Origin of the sequence: Corynebacterium sp. SCR221107 (genome assembly GCF_027886475.1) — a bacterium.
Taxonomy (GTDB): domain Bacteria; phylum Actinomycetota; class Actinomycetes; order Mycobacteriales; family Mycobacteriaceae; genus Corynebacterium.
Map to the genome: position 1 here is coordinate 137,196 of NZ_CP115670.1, position 15,065 is coordinate 152,260.

Annotated in this window: 14 protein-coding genes; 10 read left to right on the top strand and 4 right to left on the bottom strand. The window is 61.1% G+C overall.

Annotated features, from left to right (window positions below; all coding sequences use genetic code 11):
• Positions 1–166 precede the first annotated feature (166 nt).
• The 4 genes from PAB09_RS00675 to PAB09_RS00690 all read left to right on the top strand — a co-directional run bounded on the left by PAB09_RS00675 (position 167) and on the right by PAB09_RS00690 (position 4,581).
• Complete coding sequence (locus PAB09_RS00675; RefSeq protein ID WP_271034207.1) at positions 167–2,203, top strand: bifunctional metallophosphatase/5'-nucleotidase; 2,037 nt, start codon at positions 167–169, stop codon at positions 2,201–2,203.
• 385 nt (positions 2,204–2,588) lie between these two features.
• Complete coding sequence (locus PAB09_RS00680) at positions 2,589–2,765, top strand: hypothetical protein (protein ID WP_271034208.1); 177 nt, start codon at positions 2,589–2,591, stop codon at positions 2,763–2,765.
• 413 nt (positions 2,766–3,178) lie between these two features.
• The gene (locus PAB09_RS00685; RefSeq protein ID WP_271034209.1) at positions 3,179–3,898 is read left to right on the top strand and encodes an SDR family oxidoreductase; all 720 of its coding nucleotides are present in this window, start codon (positions 3,179–3,181) and stop codon (positions 3,896–3,898) included.
• Between the two features lie 197 nt (positions 3,899–4,095).
• The gene (locus PAB09_RS00690; protein ID WP_271034210.1) at positions 4,096–4,581 is read left to right on the top strand and encodes a flavin reductase family protein; all 486 of its coding nucleotides are present in this window, start codon (positions 4,096–4,098) and stop codon (positions 4,579–4,581) included.
• A gap of 101 nt (positions 4,582–4,682) precedes the next feature.
• On the opposite strand, the gene PAB09_RS00695 is transcribed toward PAB09_RS00690, so the two are convergent.
• A complete protein-coding gene (locus tag PAB09_RS00695; protein ID WP_271034211.1) occupies positions 4,683–5,567 on the bottom strand; it encodes an NYN domain-containing protein in 885 nt (294 codons plus the stop codon).
• A gap of 369 nt (positions 5,568–5,936) precedes the next feature.
• On the opposite strand from PAB09_RS00695, the gene PAB09_RS00700 reads away from it, so the two are divergent.
• The 4 genes from PAB09_RS00700 (at position 5,937) to PAB09_RS00715 (ending at position 7,844) form a co-directional block, all read left to right on the top strand.
• Complete coding sequence (locus PAB09_RS00700) at positions 5,937–6,260, top strand: heavy metal-binding domain-containing protein (RefSeq protein WP_271034212.1); 324 nt, start codon at positions 5,937–5,939, stop codon at positions 6,258–6,260.
• A gap of 50 nt (positions 6,261–6,310) precedes the next feature.
• Entirely contained in the window at positions 6,311–6,601 is a 291-nt protein-coding gene (locus PAB09_RS00705) for an RNA-binding S4 domain-containing protein (protein ID WP_271034213.1), read from the top strand.
• Complete coding sequence (locus PAB09_RS00710) at positions 6,601–7,419, top strand: VOC family protein (RefSeq protein ID WP_271034214.1); 819 nt, start codon at positions 6,601–6,603, stop codon at positions 7,417–7,419. The genes PAB09_RS00705 and PAB09_RS00710 overlap by 1 nt, the downstream gene beginning before the upstream one ends.
• A 125-nt stretch (positions 7,420–7,544) precedes the next feature.
• Positions 7,545–7,844, top strand: coding sequence for an MGMT family protein (locus PAB09_RS00715; RefSeq protein ID WP_271034215.1), 300 nt, complete (start codon positions 7,545–7,547; stop codon positions 7,842–7,844).
• Between the two features lie 58 nt (positions 7,845–7,902).
• On the opposite strand, the gene solA is transcribed toward PAB09_RS00715, so the two are convergent.
• Positions 7,903–9,102: an N-methyl-L-tryptophan oxidase gene (gene solA, locus PAB09_RS00720; protein WP_271034216.1), complete on the bottom strand. Its 1,200-nt coding sequence runs from the start codon at positions 9,100–9,102 to the stop codon at positions 7,903–7,905.
• A 362-nt stretch (positions 9,103–9,464) separates the two neighbouring features.
• Positions 9,465–10,655, bottom strand: a complete 1,191-nt coding sequence (locus PAB09_RS00725) for a tyramine oxidase subunit B (protein WP_442873680.1) — start codon at positions 10,653–10,655, stop codon at positions 9,465–9,467.
• 569 nt (positions 10,656–11,224) lie between these two features.
• Between PAB09_RS00725 and PAB09_RS00730 the strand changes: the two genes are divergently transcribed.
• Positions 11,225–12,691, top strand: coding sequence for an APC family permease (locus tag PAB09_RS00730; protein ID WP_271034217.1), 1,467 nt, complete (start codon positions 11,225–11,227; stop codon positions 12,689–12,691).
• Between the two features lie 303 nt (positions 12,692–12,994).
• Here PAB09_RS00730 and PAB09_RS00735 read toward each other — a convergent pair whose 3' ends face one another.
• Positions 12,995–13,924, bottom strand: a complete 930-nt coding sequence (locus tag PAB09_RS00735) for an alpha/beta hydrolase (protein WP_442873681.1) — start codon at positions 13,922–13,924, stop codon at positions 12,995–12,997.
• Positions 13,925–14,158: 234 nt separating this feature from the next.
• On the opposite strand from PAB09_RS00735, the gene PAB09_RS00740 reads away from it, so the two are divergent.
• Entirely contained in the window at positions 14,159–14,800 is a 642-nt protein-coding gene (locus PAB09_RS00740) for a CG0192 family protein (RefSeq protein WP_271034218.1), read from the top strand.
• Positions 14,801–15,065 lie beyond the last annotated feature (265 nt).

The following is a 15,065-nucleotide window of genomic DNA, read 5'->3' on the forward strand; positions in this document are numbered from 1 at the left end:
AATCAACCGCAACTTTATCCCTGCGCAAAGCGCGAGTGAATTCCTTGGGAACTTTCGGCAAAGGCACAGGTGGGGCGGTGGGGAAGTGCTGCGCGGTGGGCGTCGGCAAGCTAGAAAAGCTAAGGACACGATCCATGCTTTGCTCTTTTTTAAGGAGACCCCTCACATGACTTCGAATCCACGCAAGCGCAGCGTGATCGCTACGGCGACCACCACGGCCATTCTGTCTGTTGGCATTGTGGTGCCGTCGGCGGGCGCGCAGGAAACCGCCACGTTTAGCATCAGCAACTTGACCGACCTGCACGGGCACATCGCGCAGGTCGACAACGATGAGGAAGTAACCGAGCCGGGTGCCGCGGTGCTGTCCGCGATGGTCAAGCACGTCAATGAAGGCCAGGAGTACCTGCTGACCAGCAGCGGCGACAACGTGGGCGGTTCGGCGTTCCTGTCTGCCGTGCTTGAGGACGAGCCCACGCTGGCCGTGCTCAACCAGATGGGGCTGGATGCCTCCGCGGTGGGTAACCACGAGTTCGACAAGGGCTACGCCGATCTCACCGGGCGGATCGCGGCGCACTCCGCCTTCGACTACCTGGGCGCCAACGTCACCGGCGGTACGCCCGCGCTGAAGCCCTATGTGGTCAAGGAGGTCGCTGGCGTGCGCGTGGCGCTGATCGGATCGGTGACGGCTACGACCAAGGACAAGGTTTCCCCGGCGGGGATCGCGGGCATCAGCTTCGCCGACCCGGTTGCGGTTACCAACACGCTTGCCGACGAAATCACCGCCAAGGACGAGGCCGACGTGGTTGTGGCCCTGTTCCACGAGGGTGTGGAGGATCCGGCAGCGTTCAATAACAACGTGGATGCCGTCTTCGCGGGCGACACCCATGAGACCGAGTCGACGGTTATCAAGCGTGCCGACGGCTCCGCCTTCGCCGTGGCCCAGGCCTATGAGTATGGAAAGTCCCTGGCTGACATGGACTTCACCTTCGATAAGGACTCCGGCAAGGTCACCGACATCACCAGCACCGTCTACGACACCGAGCAGATGATGGCGGCCGTGGGTACTACCCCAGACCCGGCGGTCGGCGCGCTCGTCGAGCAGGCCGAGAAGGACTCTTTAGCCGCGGGCAACAAGGTCGTGGCCACCGCCGCCGCAAGCTTCTACCGCGGCGCGAACGAAGATAGCGTGGAAAGCTCCGGCTCCAACCGTGGCGTGGAGTCCACCCTCTCCAACGCCTTGGCGCAGGCGGCCAAGGACGCGATCACCGCGAACACCTCCGTTACCGCAGACCTCGGCGTGATGAATGCCGGCGGCGTGCGCGCCGACCTCCTTGCAGGCGAGGTGACCTACCAGGAAGCTTTCGCGGTCCAGCCCTTCGGCAACGAGATCACCTACACCACCTTGACCGGCCAGGACATCATCGATGCCATCGAGCAACAGTGGAAGGATGCTGCCGCCTCCCGCCCGGTGTTGGCGCTGGGCTGGTCGGATAACTTCTCCTATACCTACAACCCGGACGCGGAGCAGGGCAAGCGTTTCATTGCAGGCACCATCGACGACACCCCGCTCGACCCGGAGGCCTCCTATGTGGTGGCCGGTTCCACCTTCCTGCTGGAAGGCGGTGACAGCTTCCCCGCGCTGGCCAACGGCACCAAGCTGGTCAACACCGGGCTGATGGATGTGGCCGCCTTCGCCGAGTACTTGGCCGACAACCCCACGCTTGCCCCGCGTGGCGGCCAGTCCGCCGTGGGTGTGAAGGTCCACGGGGAGCTCGCCCCGAACGCCGAGGTCACCTTCGACCTCAGCTCCCTGCTCTACACCGTGGGCGATACCGCAGCCAAGGTGACTGTCTCCGTGGGTGATGCGATCGCCACCGCCGACATCAATCGCGACTTCGGCGCCGCCAACTTCGGCGAGGCAGGCACCGCGTCGCTCACACTCACCCTGCCAGCGACAGTGAAGGCCACCGACACTGTCACTATCACCACCGATGCCGGTACCCGCGTTGAGCTGCCACTGTCCGCGCTCGGCGAGGTCACGGACTCCGAGGACTCGACGCCCGCTGAGCCAATTGGCAGCTCCGCAGGTGGGATCGTGCGGGTGCTCGCTCTTATCGGTGCCCTCATCTCCCTCGTTGCAGCGGTGCTCAACCCGCAGACCGCGGCGCTGCTCGGGCAGCTCCAGGCGCAGCTCCCTGTTTAGCGGGATCGAATAGCCCCCGAGTGGTTCTTCGCGAATGGCGCCAGGAGCGACATTCAGGCCACTTTCGGCCTCGGCGAGAAATAGCTACTCAGGGGCTTTTCGACCATTGTGACGTGCGAAAGAGATACTCATTTCCGCTGCTCCCATGCACTTAGTAGGTTTTTGGCAGGAAAAGTATTTTGGGCTTTCACTGGGGGATCATCTATCCGCGTCACGCTGCGGAGATGGCTGCCTGTCAGTGCTGCCATGAAACTCCCAAATTCGATATTCGTGCAGGTCAAAGCGTTTTTGATGGCCGTTGACCCGGGGCGGGGGCACTCCTAGTATTCGAGGCATCGGACCGAGCAATCCCGCCGGCCGTAGCCTCTCGACAAGGAGAGATTCCATGTTCGATCAGCTTCCCCAGATCGCAGAGAATGTTCAGCAGTTCGTCAATAATCAGGTGCCGCAGCCGTGGCAGCAGCTCCAGCAGTTCAACCCGGTTGAGCATGTCCAGCAGTGGGCCGCCAACTTCCATGCACCTGCCAAGGACCTGCCAGTGGCCACATCCTCTATCGGCTAAAGATTTCCCTCCCGGCTCACCTGCACCAGACCTTGTTGGCGCGCACATTTCAACTTCCCCGCAGCGCATCGAGTTCGACAGGAGCGTGGGGTGCGGCTGAGTCCAACCGGGACCAGTGAGGTCCCTTGCTATGACATGGCACTAAAAGTACGTACATAAGCTATAGTCGCGCATAAGACACGGCGATACCCCGGTGGAGCGAGTATTCCTCCACCGGGGTCGCTTTGCGATGAGAGAGCATCGCCGGTGGTGGGCTGTTGACTGTTGTCTCGGGTGGAAAATGAATGAAACGCCGAGTAAAGGGTTAAAGTACTGCACTTTCGACCCGTTGGCCGTACTCTGGGAGGGGTCGCTTACGCAGCCATGGGTATCCGGGCGCTGTGTCGACGGGTTCACGAGGGAAGGAGTTTAAAGTGTCAGAAAATAAGCGCAAGAAGGTGGCCCTGGTAACGGGTGGATCCTCCGGTATTGGTGAGGCCACCGCCCGGGCGTTGGCCGCCGATGGCTGGCATGTGATCGTGGCCGCTCGTCGCCTCGATCGGCTAGAAGAGATTGCCCAGGAGATCGGCGGCGAGGCCCGTGAGCTGGATGTGACCAGCCAGGAAAGCGTCGACAAGCTGGCCGAATCCCTCGAACACGTCGATCTTTTGGTCAACAACGCTGGCGGCGCGAAGGGCCTGGATCCCATCGCCGAGGCCAATGTTGAGGACTGGGAGTGGATGTATAACACCAACGTCCTGGGCACCTTGCGCGTGACCAAGGCGCTGCTGGATAAGCTCACCGCCGACGAGGGCCACATCATCAACATCTCCTCGGTGGCGGGCATTGCGCCCTATGCGGGCGGGGCCGGCTATAACGCGGCAAAGTTCGGCGTGACCGCGATCAACAAGGTCATGCGCATCGAGTTCGTCGATCGCCCCATCCGCATCACGGAGATCAACCCCGGCCGCGTGAAGACGGACTTCTCGTTGATCCGCTTCAAGGGTGATGAGGCCAAGGCCGATGCGGTCTACGCCGACAAGCTCAACCTCACCGCCGAGGATATCGCCGAGTCCATCCGCTGGGTGGCTAGCCTGCCCGCGCACATGAACATCGACCGCATGGTGATCACTCCGCGCGACCAGGTCATTTAAACATATGCTTGCCGACGCCCCCAGCGCCGCACATAAAAGGCCGCCGTGGGAGTGGCCGGTGTTCGTTGCTCAGCGTGACGACGTGGGGGTGGGCGGTGGATGCGGCGCGGTGGGCGTCGGCACGCATGCGCGGGTAGGGTAGACGCGTCAACGAACTTCTGGCCGCACCCCGTGCGACGCGAATGGAAAGGCAAGTGGTGGCCGCAATACCCACGACCGTGACCGGTGACCAGCTACGCAAGACCGTAGGGACATTTCCCTCCGGGGTCACCATCATCACCACCGTCGATGAAGGCGCGGATATCGGCCTGACTGTGAGCTCTTTTGCCTCGCTGTCCCTGGACCCGGCGATGGTGATGTTTTCTATCGCAAAGACCTCGGCCAACATCGGCCACTTCCGCCAAGGCGCGAAGGTTGGGATCTCCGTGCTTGCCGACGACCAGGCCGACCTCGCCTGGCAGTTCTCCCGTCGCGCCGTGGAGCGCTTTGACGGCGTGGACACCTGGCGCAATAGTGAAGCCAAACTCCTCTCCGGTGCCTCCGCCTGGTTCGACGGCGACATCGCCGATGTCCTGCCCGGCGGCGACCACCTCATCTTCACCGTCAACGTCACCGACTGCGGCGCCGACCCCAGCTCACGTCCGCTTTTGTACCTGCGCGGGCAGATGGTGGAGTGGGGTTAGAGATTCGAACCCAACCTTCTGAACCGCAAGTTGATTGAAATAGCCTTCTACTTCAATATTTCTAGCCAGCGTTCCCTTCGAGTTTTGCAAGGACACATCCCTTATAGTTCTTCATCCTCTTCAGCTGCTTGCCCCTTGGACCCCGCTCCCCAGTTATTAACGTGTAGCGGGTCTTTCAGGTTTTCCGGGTAGTTGAAAACGCATTGTCTAATGCCATCAACATGTTCACTAAGACTCGTAGCTACAGTTGCCCACATCGGATCCAGAATGAAATCAATCCCAGAACGACGAGCGTGTTTTGCGGCAGGCACAAAGTCACTGTCCCCAGTGATCATCACTATCTGATTTACAGTTCCACTCTCAGCAAGAGATGCGATGTCGAGACCGATCCTCATATCAACACCTTTTTGAGTGATTTCGAGTTTGAAATCCTGTTCTTGCAAATCCTCAACTCGAAGAGTGCCCGCACAAAGCTTTTTCAGCGGTTCTTTTTTTAAGACATAACCATTTTGAGTTTCAAGTTCCTCACCTCGTCGAAGTGCGACCTTTCTTTTATGTGTCAGAGCTTTGAAGAACTCATTAGTCCATTTGAACTGATCGGTCGCAGCCAAATTTACTTGACTTCTGGTTAGTGGATGGAAAAGCACCTTCTCAGAAGGCGGGCAGTCGTAATAGAAAATACGGTACAAACTGCTGCGCGACTTACCGATATGACGGCGGGCATACTTCACCATCTCGTTTGCGCGATCCTCGGGCGTCTTTTCTCCGAATAGCGAATAAGCGCGACGTCTGTAGAAACCTCCATCGATCAAAACTGCGGTAATCACCGGACGTAAATAAACAGGTCGACTTGCCTCGTTTTCTTGCCGTCGATTCCGCTTCTCTTTCGATCGATTTTGCGCGTACTCTTGATTGACGACTGCTCCTCGAATGATTAAAGCCCCTGTCATCGGCATCACTCCTGATTGGTGGAGGGTCAACGGCAAGGGGCGTTGGTTATCAGGCTAGCACCGTGCGGAGCTAAATTGTCAACCAATTCCTCAAGTCATAGTAAAAATTAAGCTTAATTGGATTTACGACGCATAACACCTTGAAATAGCTTTACGCTGCGGTCAGTTAAGAATAGTCTCCTACCTGCCTATACCCCTGATGTTGTTTAACCAACTGTCCACAATGTGCGGGCAACCCCAGAGTCGCTTTGGTTTTATCTGATGTTGTTGGTGATGTGGCAAAGCAGTTTAAGAAGTTGATGAGAGATTTCTTTAACTGATGGTGTGGCACAGGTTCGTCGGTAAGCTGGGGTGAAGCGACTACTTCTTTGCTGCACGTTTGTTGATCAAGTAGAAAGGCCCGCCATGATCGTCACTACCACCGCCACCGTCGATGGGAAGCAGATTTCCCAGTACCTGCGCATCGTTGCGGGGGAGACGATCGTGGGTATCAACGTGTTCAAGGACTTCGCAGCGGGTATCCGCAACTTGGTGGGTGGGCGCAGCCAGGCCTATGAGGAAGAGGTTAACCGCGCGCGTGAGACGGCGTTGGCGGAGATGGTTGATCGTGCGATCGCGCTCGGCGCGGATGGGGTCGTGGGTGTGGACATTGATTATGAGACCCTGGGCACGGATAACGGCATGATGATGGTCACGGCCACCGGCACGGCCGTGAAGTTCGCGCTCTAAGAGGGGCAAGGCCACGGGGTGTGTCGCGCCCACCAGTTAGACTGGTGGGCATGCAAGCCTTCGATGTCACGATCCGTGACCAAGAGATCAAGCTGGGACAATTCATCAAGCTCGCCAACCTTGTGGAGACCGGTGGCGCGGCCAAGGAGGTCATCGCGGAGGGGCAGGTGACCGTCAACGGCACCGTGGACACCCGCCGTGGGAAGACTTTGCGCGACGGTGACGTTGTGTGTGTCGGCCCCCAATGCGCCCGCGTGGTGGCAGGCGTCGAGGATGATGACTACTTCGACGAGGCCACAGCCGATGATGACTTTGACCCCGAAGTATGGAGGAACATGTAATGCCCGCCTTCCAAGCCGCCTCAGGCATGCCCTATTGGATCGACCTGACCACCTCTGACGTGCGCAAGTCGGTGCACTTTTACTCCGAGATCCTAGGCTGGGAGGTAAGCGAGGTCAGTGATGGCTACCGCATGGCGCGCGTGCAGGGTCTTCCCGTCGCGGGCTTCGTCCAGCGCCCGGAGGACAACAACCAGCCGGATACCTGGGTCACCTACTTCCTGGCCGAGGACATCGACGCTGATTGCGCGAAGGTTGTGGAGCTCGGCGGTCGGGTGCTGGCCCAGCCGACCGAGGTGCAGCTGGGCCAGATGGCGATCGTGGTGGACACCGCGGGTGCGATGTTCGGCCTGATCCAGCCGGGTGGGGAGGATTCCTTCATCGCTGCCGGTGAGCCGGGCACCCCGGTCTGGCACGAGCTCACGGCTGTGTCGGCCTACGACAAGGCCTGCGAGTTCTACCCGGCGCTGTTCGAGTGGTCAACGGCCACGATGGAGGGCGAGGGCTTCAACTACACCACCGCGCTTGTCGATGGTGCCGCCTTCGCGGGCATCTTCGACGCCAAGGGGCAGTTCCCGCCGCAGGTACCGAGCTTCTGGCAGACCTACCTCGGCGTGCTCGACATCGACGCCGCCGTGGCCAAGGTGCCTGAGCTCGGCGGCGAGGTCATCCGTGAGCCGTGGGATTCCGAGTTCGGACGCATGTCGATCATCGCCGACGCCACGGGTGCGACCGTGACGCTGTGCCAGGTCGATGAGCCGGTGGAGGAAGGCCGCGAGTCCGACCCGCTGGAGGGCATCGACGTGGAGGGCATGCTCTAAGCATTGACTGCGTTGTGCGCGGTTGCTGCGCGCTCGTTTATGCGTTCACCGTGGGTGTCGGGCAGGGGTTGTAAATGCTTGCCGACGCCCACGGTGTCTTTCGTGAAGGAGTCCTTGTCTTGCCCATGAATCCGGGAGAACTTGAGCTACCCGATGCCGTTGAGGCGGTGCTGGCGGCGTGTGAGAAGATCCCCGCGGGGATGGTCGCAAGCTATGGGGACATAGGCCAGCAGTGCGGGCTAGGCCCGCGCCAGGTCGGGCGGATCATGGTGGAGTATGGGCACCTTGTGTGCTGGTGGCGGGTGGTGCGCGCCGACGGCTCCTCGGCGGTAGCCGAGCGCGCCCGGAGCTACTGGGATGACGAAGGCATCGCCCACGACGGGGCTAAGGTCGTGATGAGGGCTCATCGTTTCCGGGGGTGGTGAACCGTTGGGCGTCGGAAAGCAAAAACCACCGCTTGCGCGGTGGTGAGGCTCGGCGATGCTACTCGGCGGGCGTGTGCGAGGCGAGTGCGAAGAACTCCGGGCGCAGGCTGGTGTCGCCGGTGATGGCGAGCTGGGCGGCGAGCTGACCGAAGTAGGGGGCGAACTTCATGCCGGTGCCGCTCATGCCCACGGCCATGGTGATGCCGGTTGAGGGATCGGTGTCGATGATGGCGTGGCCATCGGCGGTAAATCCGTCGTGGTGCATGGTCAGACGCGCGACATCCGGGTAGAAGTCAGGCACCACCTCAGCCACACGCTGGCCGAACTCCTGGAGCTGATCGTCGGTGAGCGTCTGGTTGATCTGGGAGGGGTGCTCAAACAGCGTGTCGCTAAACATGGAGCTCGAGAACTTCACCGTGTAGCCGTCGATGCTCGGGGCGCCGTAGATGTGGAAGCTGGTGCCATCCGGATTCGGGCGGTCATAGAGGAAGATCGGGAGGTTGTCCGGCATGAAGGCCTCCGGGTTCTTCGGCATGAACCAGGTCAGCGGGAGCGGCTTGACGCCGACCAATGCCCGGGTAGCCGGGATGAGCTCCCCGCACCAGGAACCAGTGGTGACGATGACCTTCTTGGCATGCACGGTGCCGCGGCTGGTGCGGATGACCACCTTTTCCCCGGTGGGGTCGATGGCGAAGACCTTGGTGTGGGTCCACAGCTGCGCGCCGTTTCGAAGCGCCTGCTCGGTGGCGGTGGCCACGGCCACCTCCGGGCGGATGCCGCCGCCCTGCGGGTCGACGATGCCGACGTCATCGCTATGGATGGAGAACTGCGGGAAACGCTTCGCCAACTGCTCCGCGTCCAAGTACTCGTGCGGCAGGTCGAACTCGGCTATGACCTCCTTGGTTGCCTTGATTGTCTCGAAGGAATCCGGGCCGATAGACAGCGCGCCGATGGGAAGGAACACGTCGCGGCCGGACTTCTCATTGAGATCAAGCCACAGCTTCCGGGCCTTCTGGGCGAACGGGATGAACTCGCCCCCCTCCTTCAACGCCACGCGGAACAGGCGGGACTCGCCGGCGTAGCTGCCGCGGACGTGAACCCGGCCGAACTGCTCGATGCCTAGGATGCTGGCGTCCGGGGCTGCCTCCGACAGCTGCCACAGCGCCATCGATCCCATCGTGCCCACGCCGAGGACGGCGTAGTCGACTGTGGTGGCATCTGTGGCTGCATCAGCGGTAGTGGATGCGTGCGTGCTCATGATGTGTGCGTTCCTTCTTCGTATCCTGCTGTGAGAAAAGCGGTGGAGTAAAGCTCAAACTCAAAAAAATTGTGTGCAATACAATCAAGGGGGCAACCTGATGTGAGTCGCCCCCTTGACTGCGGTTGTATTCACGCGCAATGGCCTCCACCGTGGGACGGCTGATATGCCGCGGCGGCTGCCTCCGCCACTGATGCTTTGGCGGCTTTCGTAGCTGTGGAGGCCGTGGTGGCCGTGGAGGTCGTGGTGGCGCTGCCGGGTTCTGTGGCACACGCACATGCCCGGCGGGCCGTGGCGTAGCTGGGTATCCGCTTCATGGCCTGGTGGGGCCTGAGGTGCGGAATGGGGAGTTGGCTGCTCGTTTATGCCAGCTCTGGGGTCTCCCAGACATTGAGCCAAGTGCCAATTCCCTTGGCGCGGGCGTTTTCGTACACGTGGGAAGCCCACGCGACATCCTCGACCGGCATGCCACCGATGGAGTAGAGGATGACATCGTCCTCGCTGGTACGGCCAGGCTTGGTGCCGTTGATGATCTCGCCGATATCGGTGATGCGGCCTGGGGCGATGACGCCGTCGCGCTCGAGCTCCAAGAACTTGTTACCGATGATGCCCACGGTCTCGAAGGTGTTCGGGGTGAACTCCTCCATCCAGGTCTGATAGAGGCCGCGGTGGTCGAGAACCATCTTGACGTTGTCATTGTTGAGGTACTCGGTGGGCACGTCGGCGCAGCCCGGGAAGGTGATCAGCGTGCCCGGCGCAATCCATTCGGCCTCAATACGCGGGTAGAAGGCCACACCCGCGCCGGTGGTGGCGCAGACGGAGACGATGTCGGAACCGCGGACGGCCTCCTCGATGGTCTCCACCGGAATAACGGTGGAGATCTGCGGCAAGGTCTTGTGTATCCAGTCGCTAAACTCATCGATGCCGCGTTGGGAACGCCCCTTGATCTTGACGGTATCTAGACCTGGGCGGGCGGCGACGAAGGCCTCGAGCGCGGTGCGACCCATCACGCCTGGTCCGATGATGGCGGCGACTGTGGCATCGGCCTTGGCCAGGTGGCGTGCGCCCACGCCGGAGATGGCTCCGGTGCGATAAGCCGACAGCAGGTTTGCGCTCATGATCGACAGCGGGGCGCCGGTGACGGAGTCATTCAAGATGAACATGTGGATGGAACGCGGCAGGCCGACGTTGCGGTTTTCCACGTTCGAGCCGTACCACTTCACGCCCGAGCGGTTGATGGAACCGCCCAGGTAGGCAGGCATCGCCATGAAGCGCCGATCTGGGCCGGCCAGCGGCATGTTCGGGTGATCCGAGGTCTCCGGGAAGTTCACCATCGCGCCGTGGGAATCGGCGGTCTGGCCGGCCATGCGGTAGTCCCCCTTGGCCAGGCAGCTAAATACTTCCTCCATGACATCAACGCAGGCGGGCATGTCCTTGACGCCTGCGGCGACCATCTCCGGTTCGCTCAGGAACAGGGTATCGATACGCGGGGAGGTGGTGGCCTCAGAGGCAACGGCGGTAGCAGAAGCAACGTCGACGAGAGCAGTGCTCATTTCGGACTCCTATCAAGTAATTCCAATGCATCCAGTTGGAAGTCCCCTTAAGGCACTTTCCTTGCTGTGGGGCCGTATCGGTGTGCGGTCCCTGATAGTTGTGATCAGTGATTGGGTATTGGAACGTGGAAGAAGCATCGGACACCCGCGACCGGCGCGACGGTAGTTTGGCGCTGGGGTGTGTACTTCTTGGAAGTTCCAATGCCTAGGATTAAACACTTTCTGTAGCCCAATAGAAAGTGGGGGTGAGGGTGTATCTATCATACTATAGGTTTAAATTCCCTGCTCGGAGCCATGTTTTTATTCTATAAAGTGATAGAAACATGGGGGTAGGTTCTATCTACCTATTGATTGATAGAAAAAGCGGGGGTTAGTATTTCCCCATTCAACAAACACCGGTTGAACAAGCACATACCGATTCCCCCACCCGGCATGAGGGGGCCGCACAAGCTCGCAATGCTGGGTAGTCAATGGGAAGAAATTCGGATGGCCACCGCGTCACGTCCGCTGCGAGTTTCCGGCCGCAGGCGGGTGGCCTTCATACTGAGCTCGAAGGAGAGGGGAGAAAGATGGCTATTCTTACCCCAGGAAAATCATCTGGCAGCAGCGCCGCGGGCTTCGCGCCCAGCGCCACCGCCACCACGACCGCCGGACGCACCGCGCTTTCCTCCGGAAGCCTCGGCGTTGGATCGATCGTCTTCATGGTCATCGCGGCGGCCGCGCCGCTGACAGTGATCGCCGGTGCCTTGCCACTGGGCATGGTCAGCGGCAATGGTGCTGGTTATCCCGCGATGTATGCCATCTGCGCGCTCATCCTCCTGATCTTCTCGGTGGGGCTGACGACGATGTCGCGCCGCATCCGTGAACCAGGCGCATTCTTCTCCTATGTGGAGGCGGCCACCAACCGTAAGCTGGGCATGGGCACCGCCTACCTTGCCATCCTGACCTATACGGCGGTGCAGTTCGCGGTCTACGCCTATCTCGGTGTGCAGCTGGCCCACGTGGTGGCCCTGACCGGCCTGGAGCTTCCGTGGTGGCTATACACCCTGCTCATGGTCGGTGTTGTTGGCCTGTTGGGCTACCGTGACATTGAGCTGAGCTCCAAGGCCCTGGGCGTGGCCCTGATCGCCGAGATCGCCATTACCGTCCTGATCATCGGTGGCGTCATCATCAAGGGCGGGGCCAATGGCCTGGGCCTGAGCTCCTTCGAGCCTTCCGCAGTGATGTCCGGCACCCCGGGGGTGGGCCTCATGCTGGCGCTGGCCGGTTTCATCGGCTTCGAATCCACCACCGTCTTCCGCAGCGAGGCAAAGGACCCGGAGACCACCATCCCGCGCGCCACCTACATCGCCATCCTGGTCATCGGCGTGTTCTACACCGTTTCCGGTTGGGCCATCGTCGAGGCCTGGGGCGCGGACAATGTCCTCGAGGCCGCCGCCGCTGACCCGGAGGGCATGGTGATCACCACCGCCGTGAACTACGTGGGTGCCTGGGCCGGTGTCGTGGTGCAGGTCCTGCTTTTGACCAGCCTTTTTGCCGCCGCTCTTTCCTTCCACAACGTCATCACCCGCTATCAGCACGCCGTTGCCCTCAAGGGCTGCCTGCCGGCACCGATCGCCCTTATCCACGAACGTCACCAGTCCCCGCACATCTCCTCTGTGGTTCAGACCGTCACCATCGCCATTCTGACGCTTGCGTCTGTGGTCGTCGGACTGGATCCCGTCATGGAACTGTTCACCTGGTTCTCTGGGCTTGCCACCTTCACCATCGTGCTGCTCATGCTGGTGGTTGACCTGGCAATTCTGTACTACTTCCGCACCCACCCGGCCGGCAAGGATTCCGCCTTCAAGCGCATCTACGCACCGATCCTGGCCCTGATCGGCCTCGGCGTTGCGGCCTTCTTCATCACGATGAACCTGGTCAGCCTGGTAGGCGGCTCCGTCGCCGTCGCGTGGGCTCTGGGCCTGTCCGCGCCGGTGGTGTTCTTGGGTGGCTGGCTGGCAGCGCACCTGACCAAGGAGCCGGAATTGAGCTAGCGGTGGTCGACAACGCAGCGTCGTCGCCTCCCGCCTGCGGCACCACCAATTGCGCGCAAGAAAAAACAGGAAACAGCAAAGCTTGTCGGGCTTGCTGTTTCCTGTTTGCTGTTTGCTGTCGCCCTTTGTCCGGCTGGTATCTGCTTGACGACGTCCCCAAGGCGCGCACCTCCACGATCGGCAGTGCCGGGGTTCGAGGTGGGGGACGTCGGCAAGCATGCGGCAAGCACCGCACACCGGGCTGGCCGCGCAAGGGGCACAGGGTGCGCGGGCTCGGGCTATGCGGGCTGTACGGCTGTACGGCTAGCTGGCGAGGAACTCGGCGACGTCGCGCACGCGCTGGCGGGCCACGGCCGGGGTGGAAAGGCGGTGCTCAGAGACGTATTCGCGCACCTGAACCTGCTCCGGTTCTTCCGCCCACGGGTAGTGGCCGGCGACCTTGTCGTGGGTGGCTACCTGCATGAGGGTGCGCGGCCAGGTGTGCGGATCGGTGAAATTCCGTCCGTCACGCAATTCATCGGGTAACACATCCAGCGTGAGATGCGGGTAGGTAAGAACCACACCATCGAAGGCGTCCGCACACAACGTCGCTAGCGCGCCGCCGGAGGAATAACCCCACGCATACAGCGCGTCCGGGTTGTGGTTGCTGCGCACCCACTGCGCCGCGGCATAGACGGCATCGATGACCTCGTTGAGGGTGTGCGCAGGCAGCAGGGGGTAATCCAGGTCCACGATCGTGGTGCCTGACAGCTCGGCGGCGCCGGCAACCTCGGGGCGCCAGGCGTTGTCGAGCGCGACGCCGGAGCCGCGCCACCAGCCGCCGAAGTGCAGGCTGATCGCCCACTTACCGTTCGGCTTTGATGGGGTAAACACCTGCGCGTGAAGCTCGGGCAGGTCGGTGACGGTGACATCGCCGGGGAAGGCCACGCCCGGCATCGCATGATCGACCGCGGAGCCCAGCATCAGCATGGCCGCGTGCGTGGTGCGATCGGCAAGGCGGGCGTCGTAGGTGTCGGCGACCTCGGCGTCGGAGGGCTCCTCCGACCACGGCGGGTTCTTGGTGGGCACCTCGTAGTGGGCGTAAATATAGGAGGCGAGCTGCTCAAGCTGCTCCTCCGGGGACAGCTCACGGTCAACGCCACCGACCTGGAACTGCTCGCGCATACGCGCTTCCTCGGCCGTAGCCTGCTGATTCTTGTCTTCAGATGGATTCACATCCTGCGGATTTGTCATGCCCCCATGCTACGCGGTGATGTATCTGTCCACGATTGCGGGTGAGACCCGCATGACAGGCACCACTCCGATGGGGTTAAACTCACGCCGCGACAAGCGATAAAGGGTAGAAATGAGTTACTCCACAAAGGAAACGGGATCGAGAAGACAGGACCACATAACGGGCACGGTGCGTGCAAGTCCGACGGCGCCTCGTACGCACTCGTCCACTCGGGTTGAGAAGGGGATTTGGCCATGGCACGCAAGCAAGCGCAGATTTATCAAGCAACGCTGACGCCCACGAAGCAGGAGATCGCGAACAAGTGGGTGGGGCGCTTTTCACACCTTGGCTCCTACCGCCTCGTGGACCCGGAAGGGGAGGTGGGAATCGAATCACTCATCGGCCTTGACGATGACGATCGCCTCATTCAGATTCCGCTGACCTACCGTTCGAGCCTGCTGGATCCGGCGCATTCCCTCGGGACGATCGAGCACAGCGTGCTGGGAACCCGCTATGTCTCCAATGCCCTCGGCGATCCGGTGGCGGTTGCCGAATTCATCCGGGTCATCGTCAACGGCGAGGAAGGTGCGGAGTTCTCGAACGGCACCCAGCCTGCCTTGAACATCGTGGGTTCCGGTCCGCGCCCCGGCGAGGAGGACCTTGTCATCGGTGCGGTGACCCTGCGTGAAGTAACCCGTCAGCGCGCGGTCGGCTGGGCCAAGGTCAACGGGAAAAACCGTGGCTTCATCCTGCGCATGCCGCAGATCCTGGTGCCGGAGTGGCACCAGTCGCGCGGGCACACGGTCTCTCCGCTGCGCATAGTAGGGCAAACGAATGAGGATCCGGACACCAAGCTCGTCGTCGCCGAGCTTGGATGGACAGATCTGCCACGATAAAGATATTGACCTGCAAGGATGCTCACCGCTGCCACAATGTGCGGCGGTGGGCATTCGCGCATGTGCGTGGGGGAAGGGGTGGCTATAGCTGGTGAATAAAATCAGTTTCACGTGTGATTGGTGGCCGGGTGGGGGGTGGATTTCCATTTCTATTATTGAATAGAAAAGCTTCGGGATAAGATACCTATAGCTCAACAGGAAACGGGTAGTTTACCTATTGAGCGTGTCTTTATTCGATAGGCCCCTTCGACGTTAATAAGGGCAA

Coding starts and splice junctions, on each gene's coding strand:
- solA (WP_271034216.1), bottom strand. CDS start 9,102: ATGAGCACGCACGCATCCACTACCGCTGATGCAGCCACAGATGCCACC.
- PAB09_RS00710 (WP_271034214.1), top strand. CDS start 6,601: ATGCCCGCCTTCCAAGCCGCCTCAGGCATGCCCTATTGGATCGACCTG.
- PAB09_RS00675 (WP_271034207.1), top strand. CDS start 167: ATGACTTCGAATCCACGCAAGCGCAGCGTGATCGCTACGGCGACCACC.
- PAB09_RS00705 (WP_271034213.1), top strand. CDS start 6,311: ATGCAAGCCTTCGATGTCACGATCCGTGACCAAGAGATCAAGCTGGGA.
- PAB09_RS00725 (WP_442873680.1), bottom strand. CDS start 10,655: ATGAGCACTGCTCTCGTCGACGTTGCTTCTGCTACCGCCGTTGCCTCT.
- PAB09_RS00680 (WP_271034208.1), top strand. CDS start 2,589: ATGTTCGATCAGCTTCCCCAGATCGCAGAGAATGTTCAGCAGTTCGTC.
- PAB09_RS00735 (WP_442873681.1), bottom strand. CDS start 13,924: ATGACAAATCCGCAGGATGTGAATCCATCTGAAGACAAGAATCAGCAG.
- PAB09_RS00740 (WP_271034218.1), top strand. CDS start 14,159: ATGGCACGCAAGCAAGCGCAGATTTATCAAGCAACGCTGACGCCCACG.
- PAB09_RS00715 (WP_271034215.1), top strand. CDS start 7,545: ATGAATCCGGGAGAACTTGAGCTACCCGATGCCGTTGAGGCGGTGCTG.
- PAB09_RS00730 (WP_271034217.1), top strand. CDS start 11,225: ATGGCTATTCTTACCCCAGGAAAATCATCTGGCAGCAGCGCCGCGGGC.
- PAB09_RS00700 (WP_271034212.1), top strand. CDS start 5,937: ATGATCGTCACTACCACCGCCACCGTCGATGGGAAGCAGATTTCCCAG.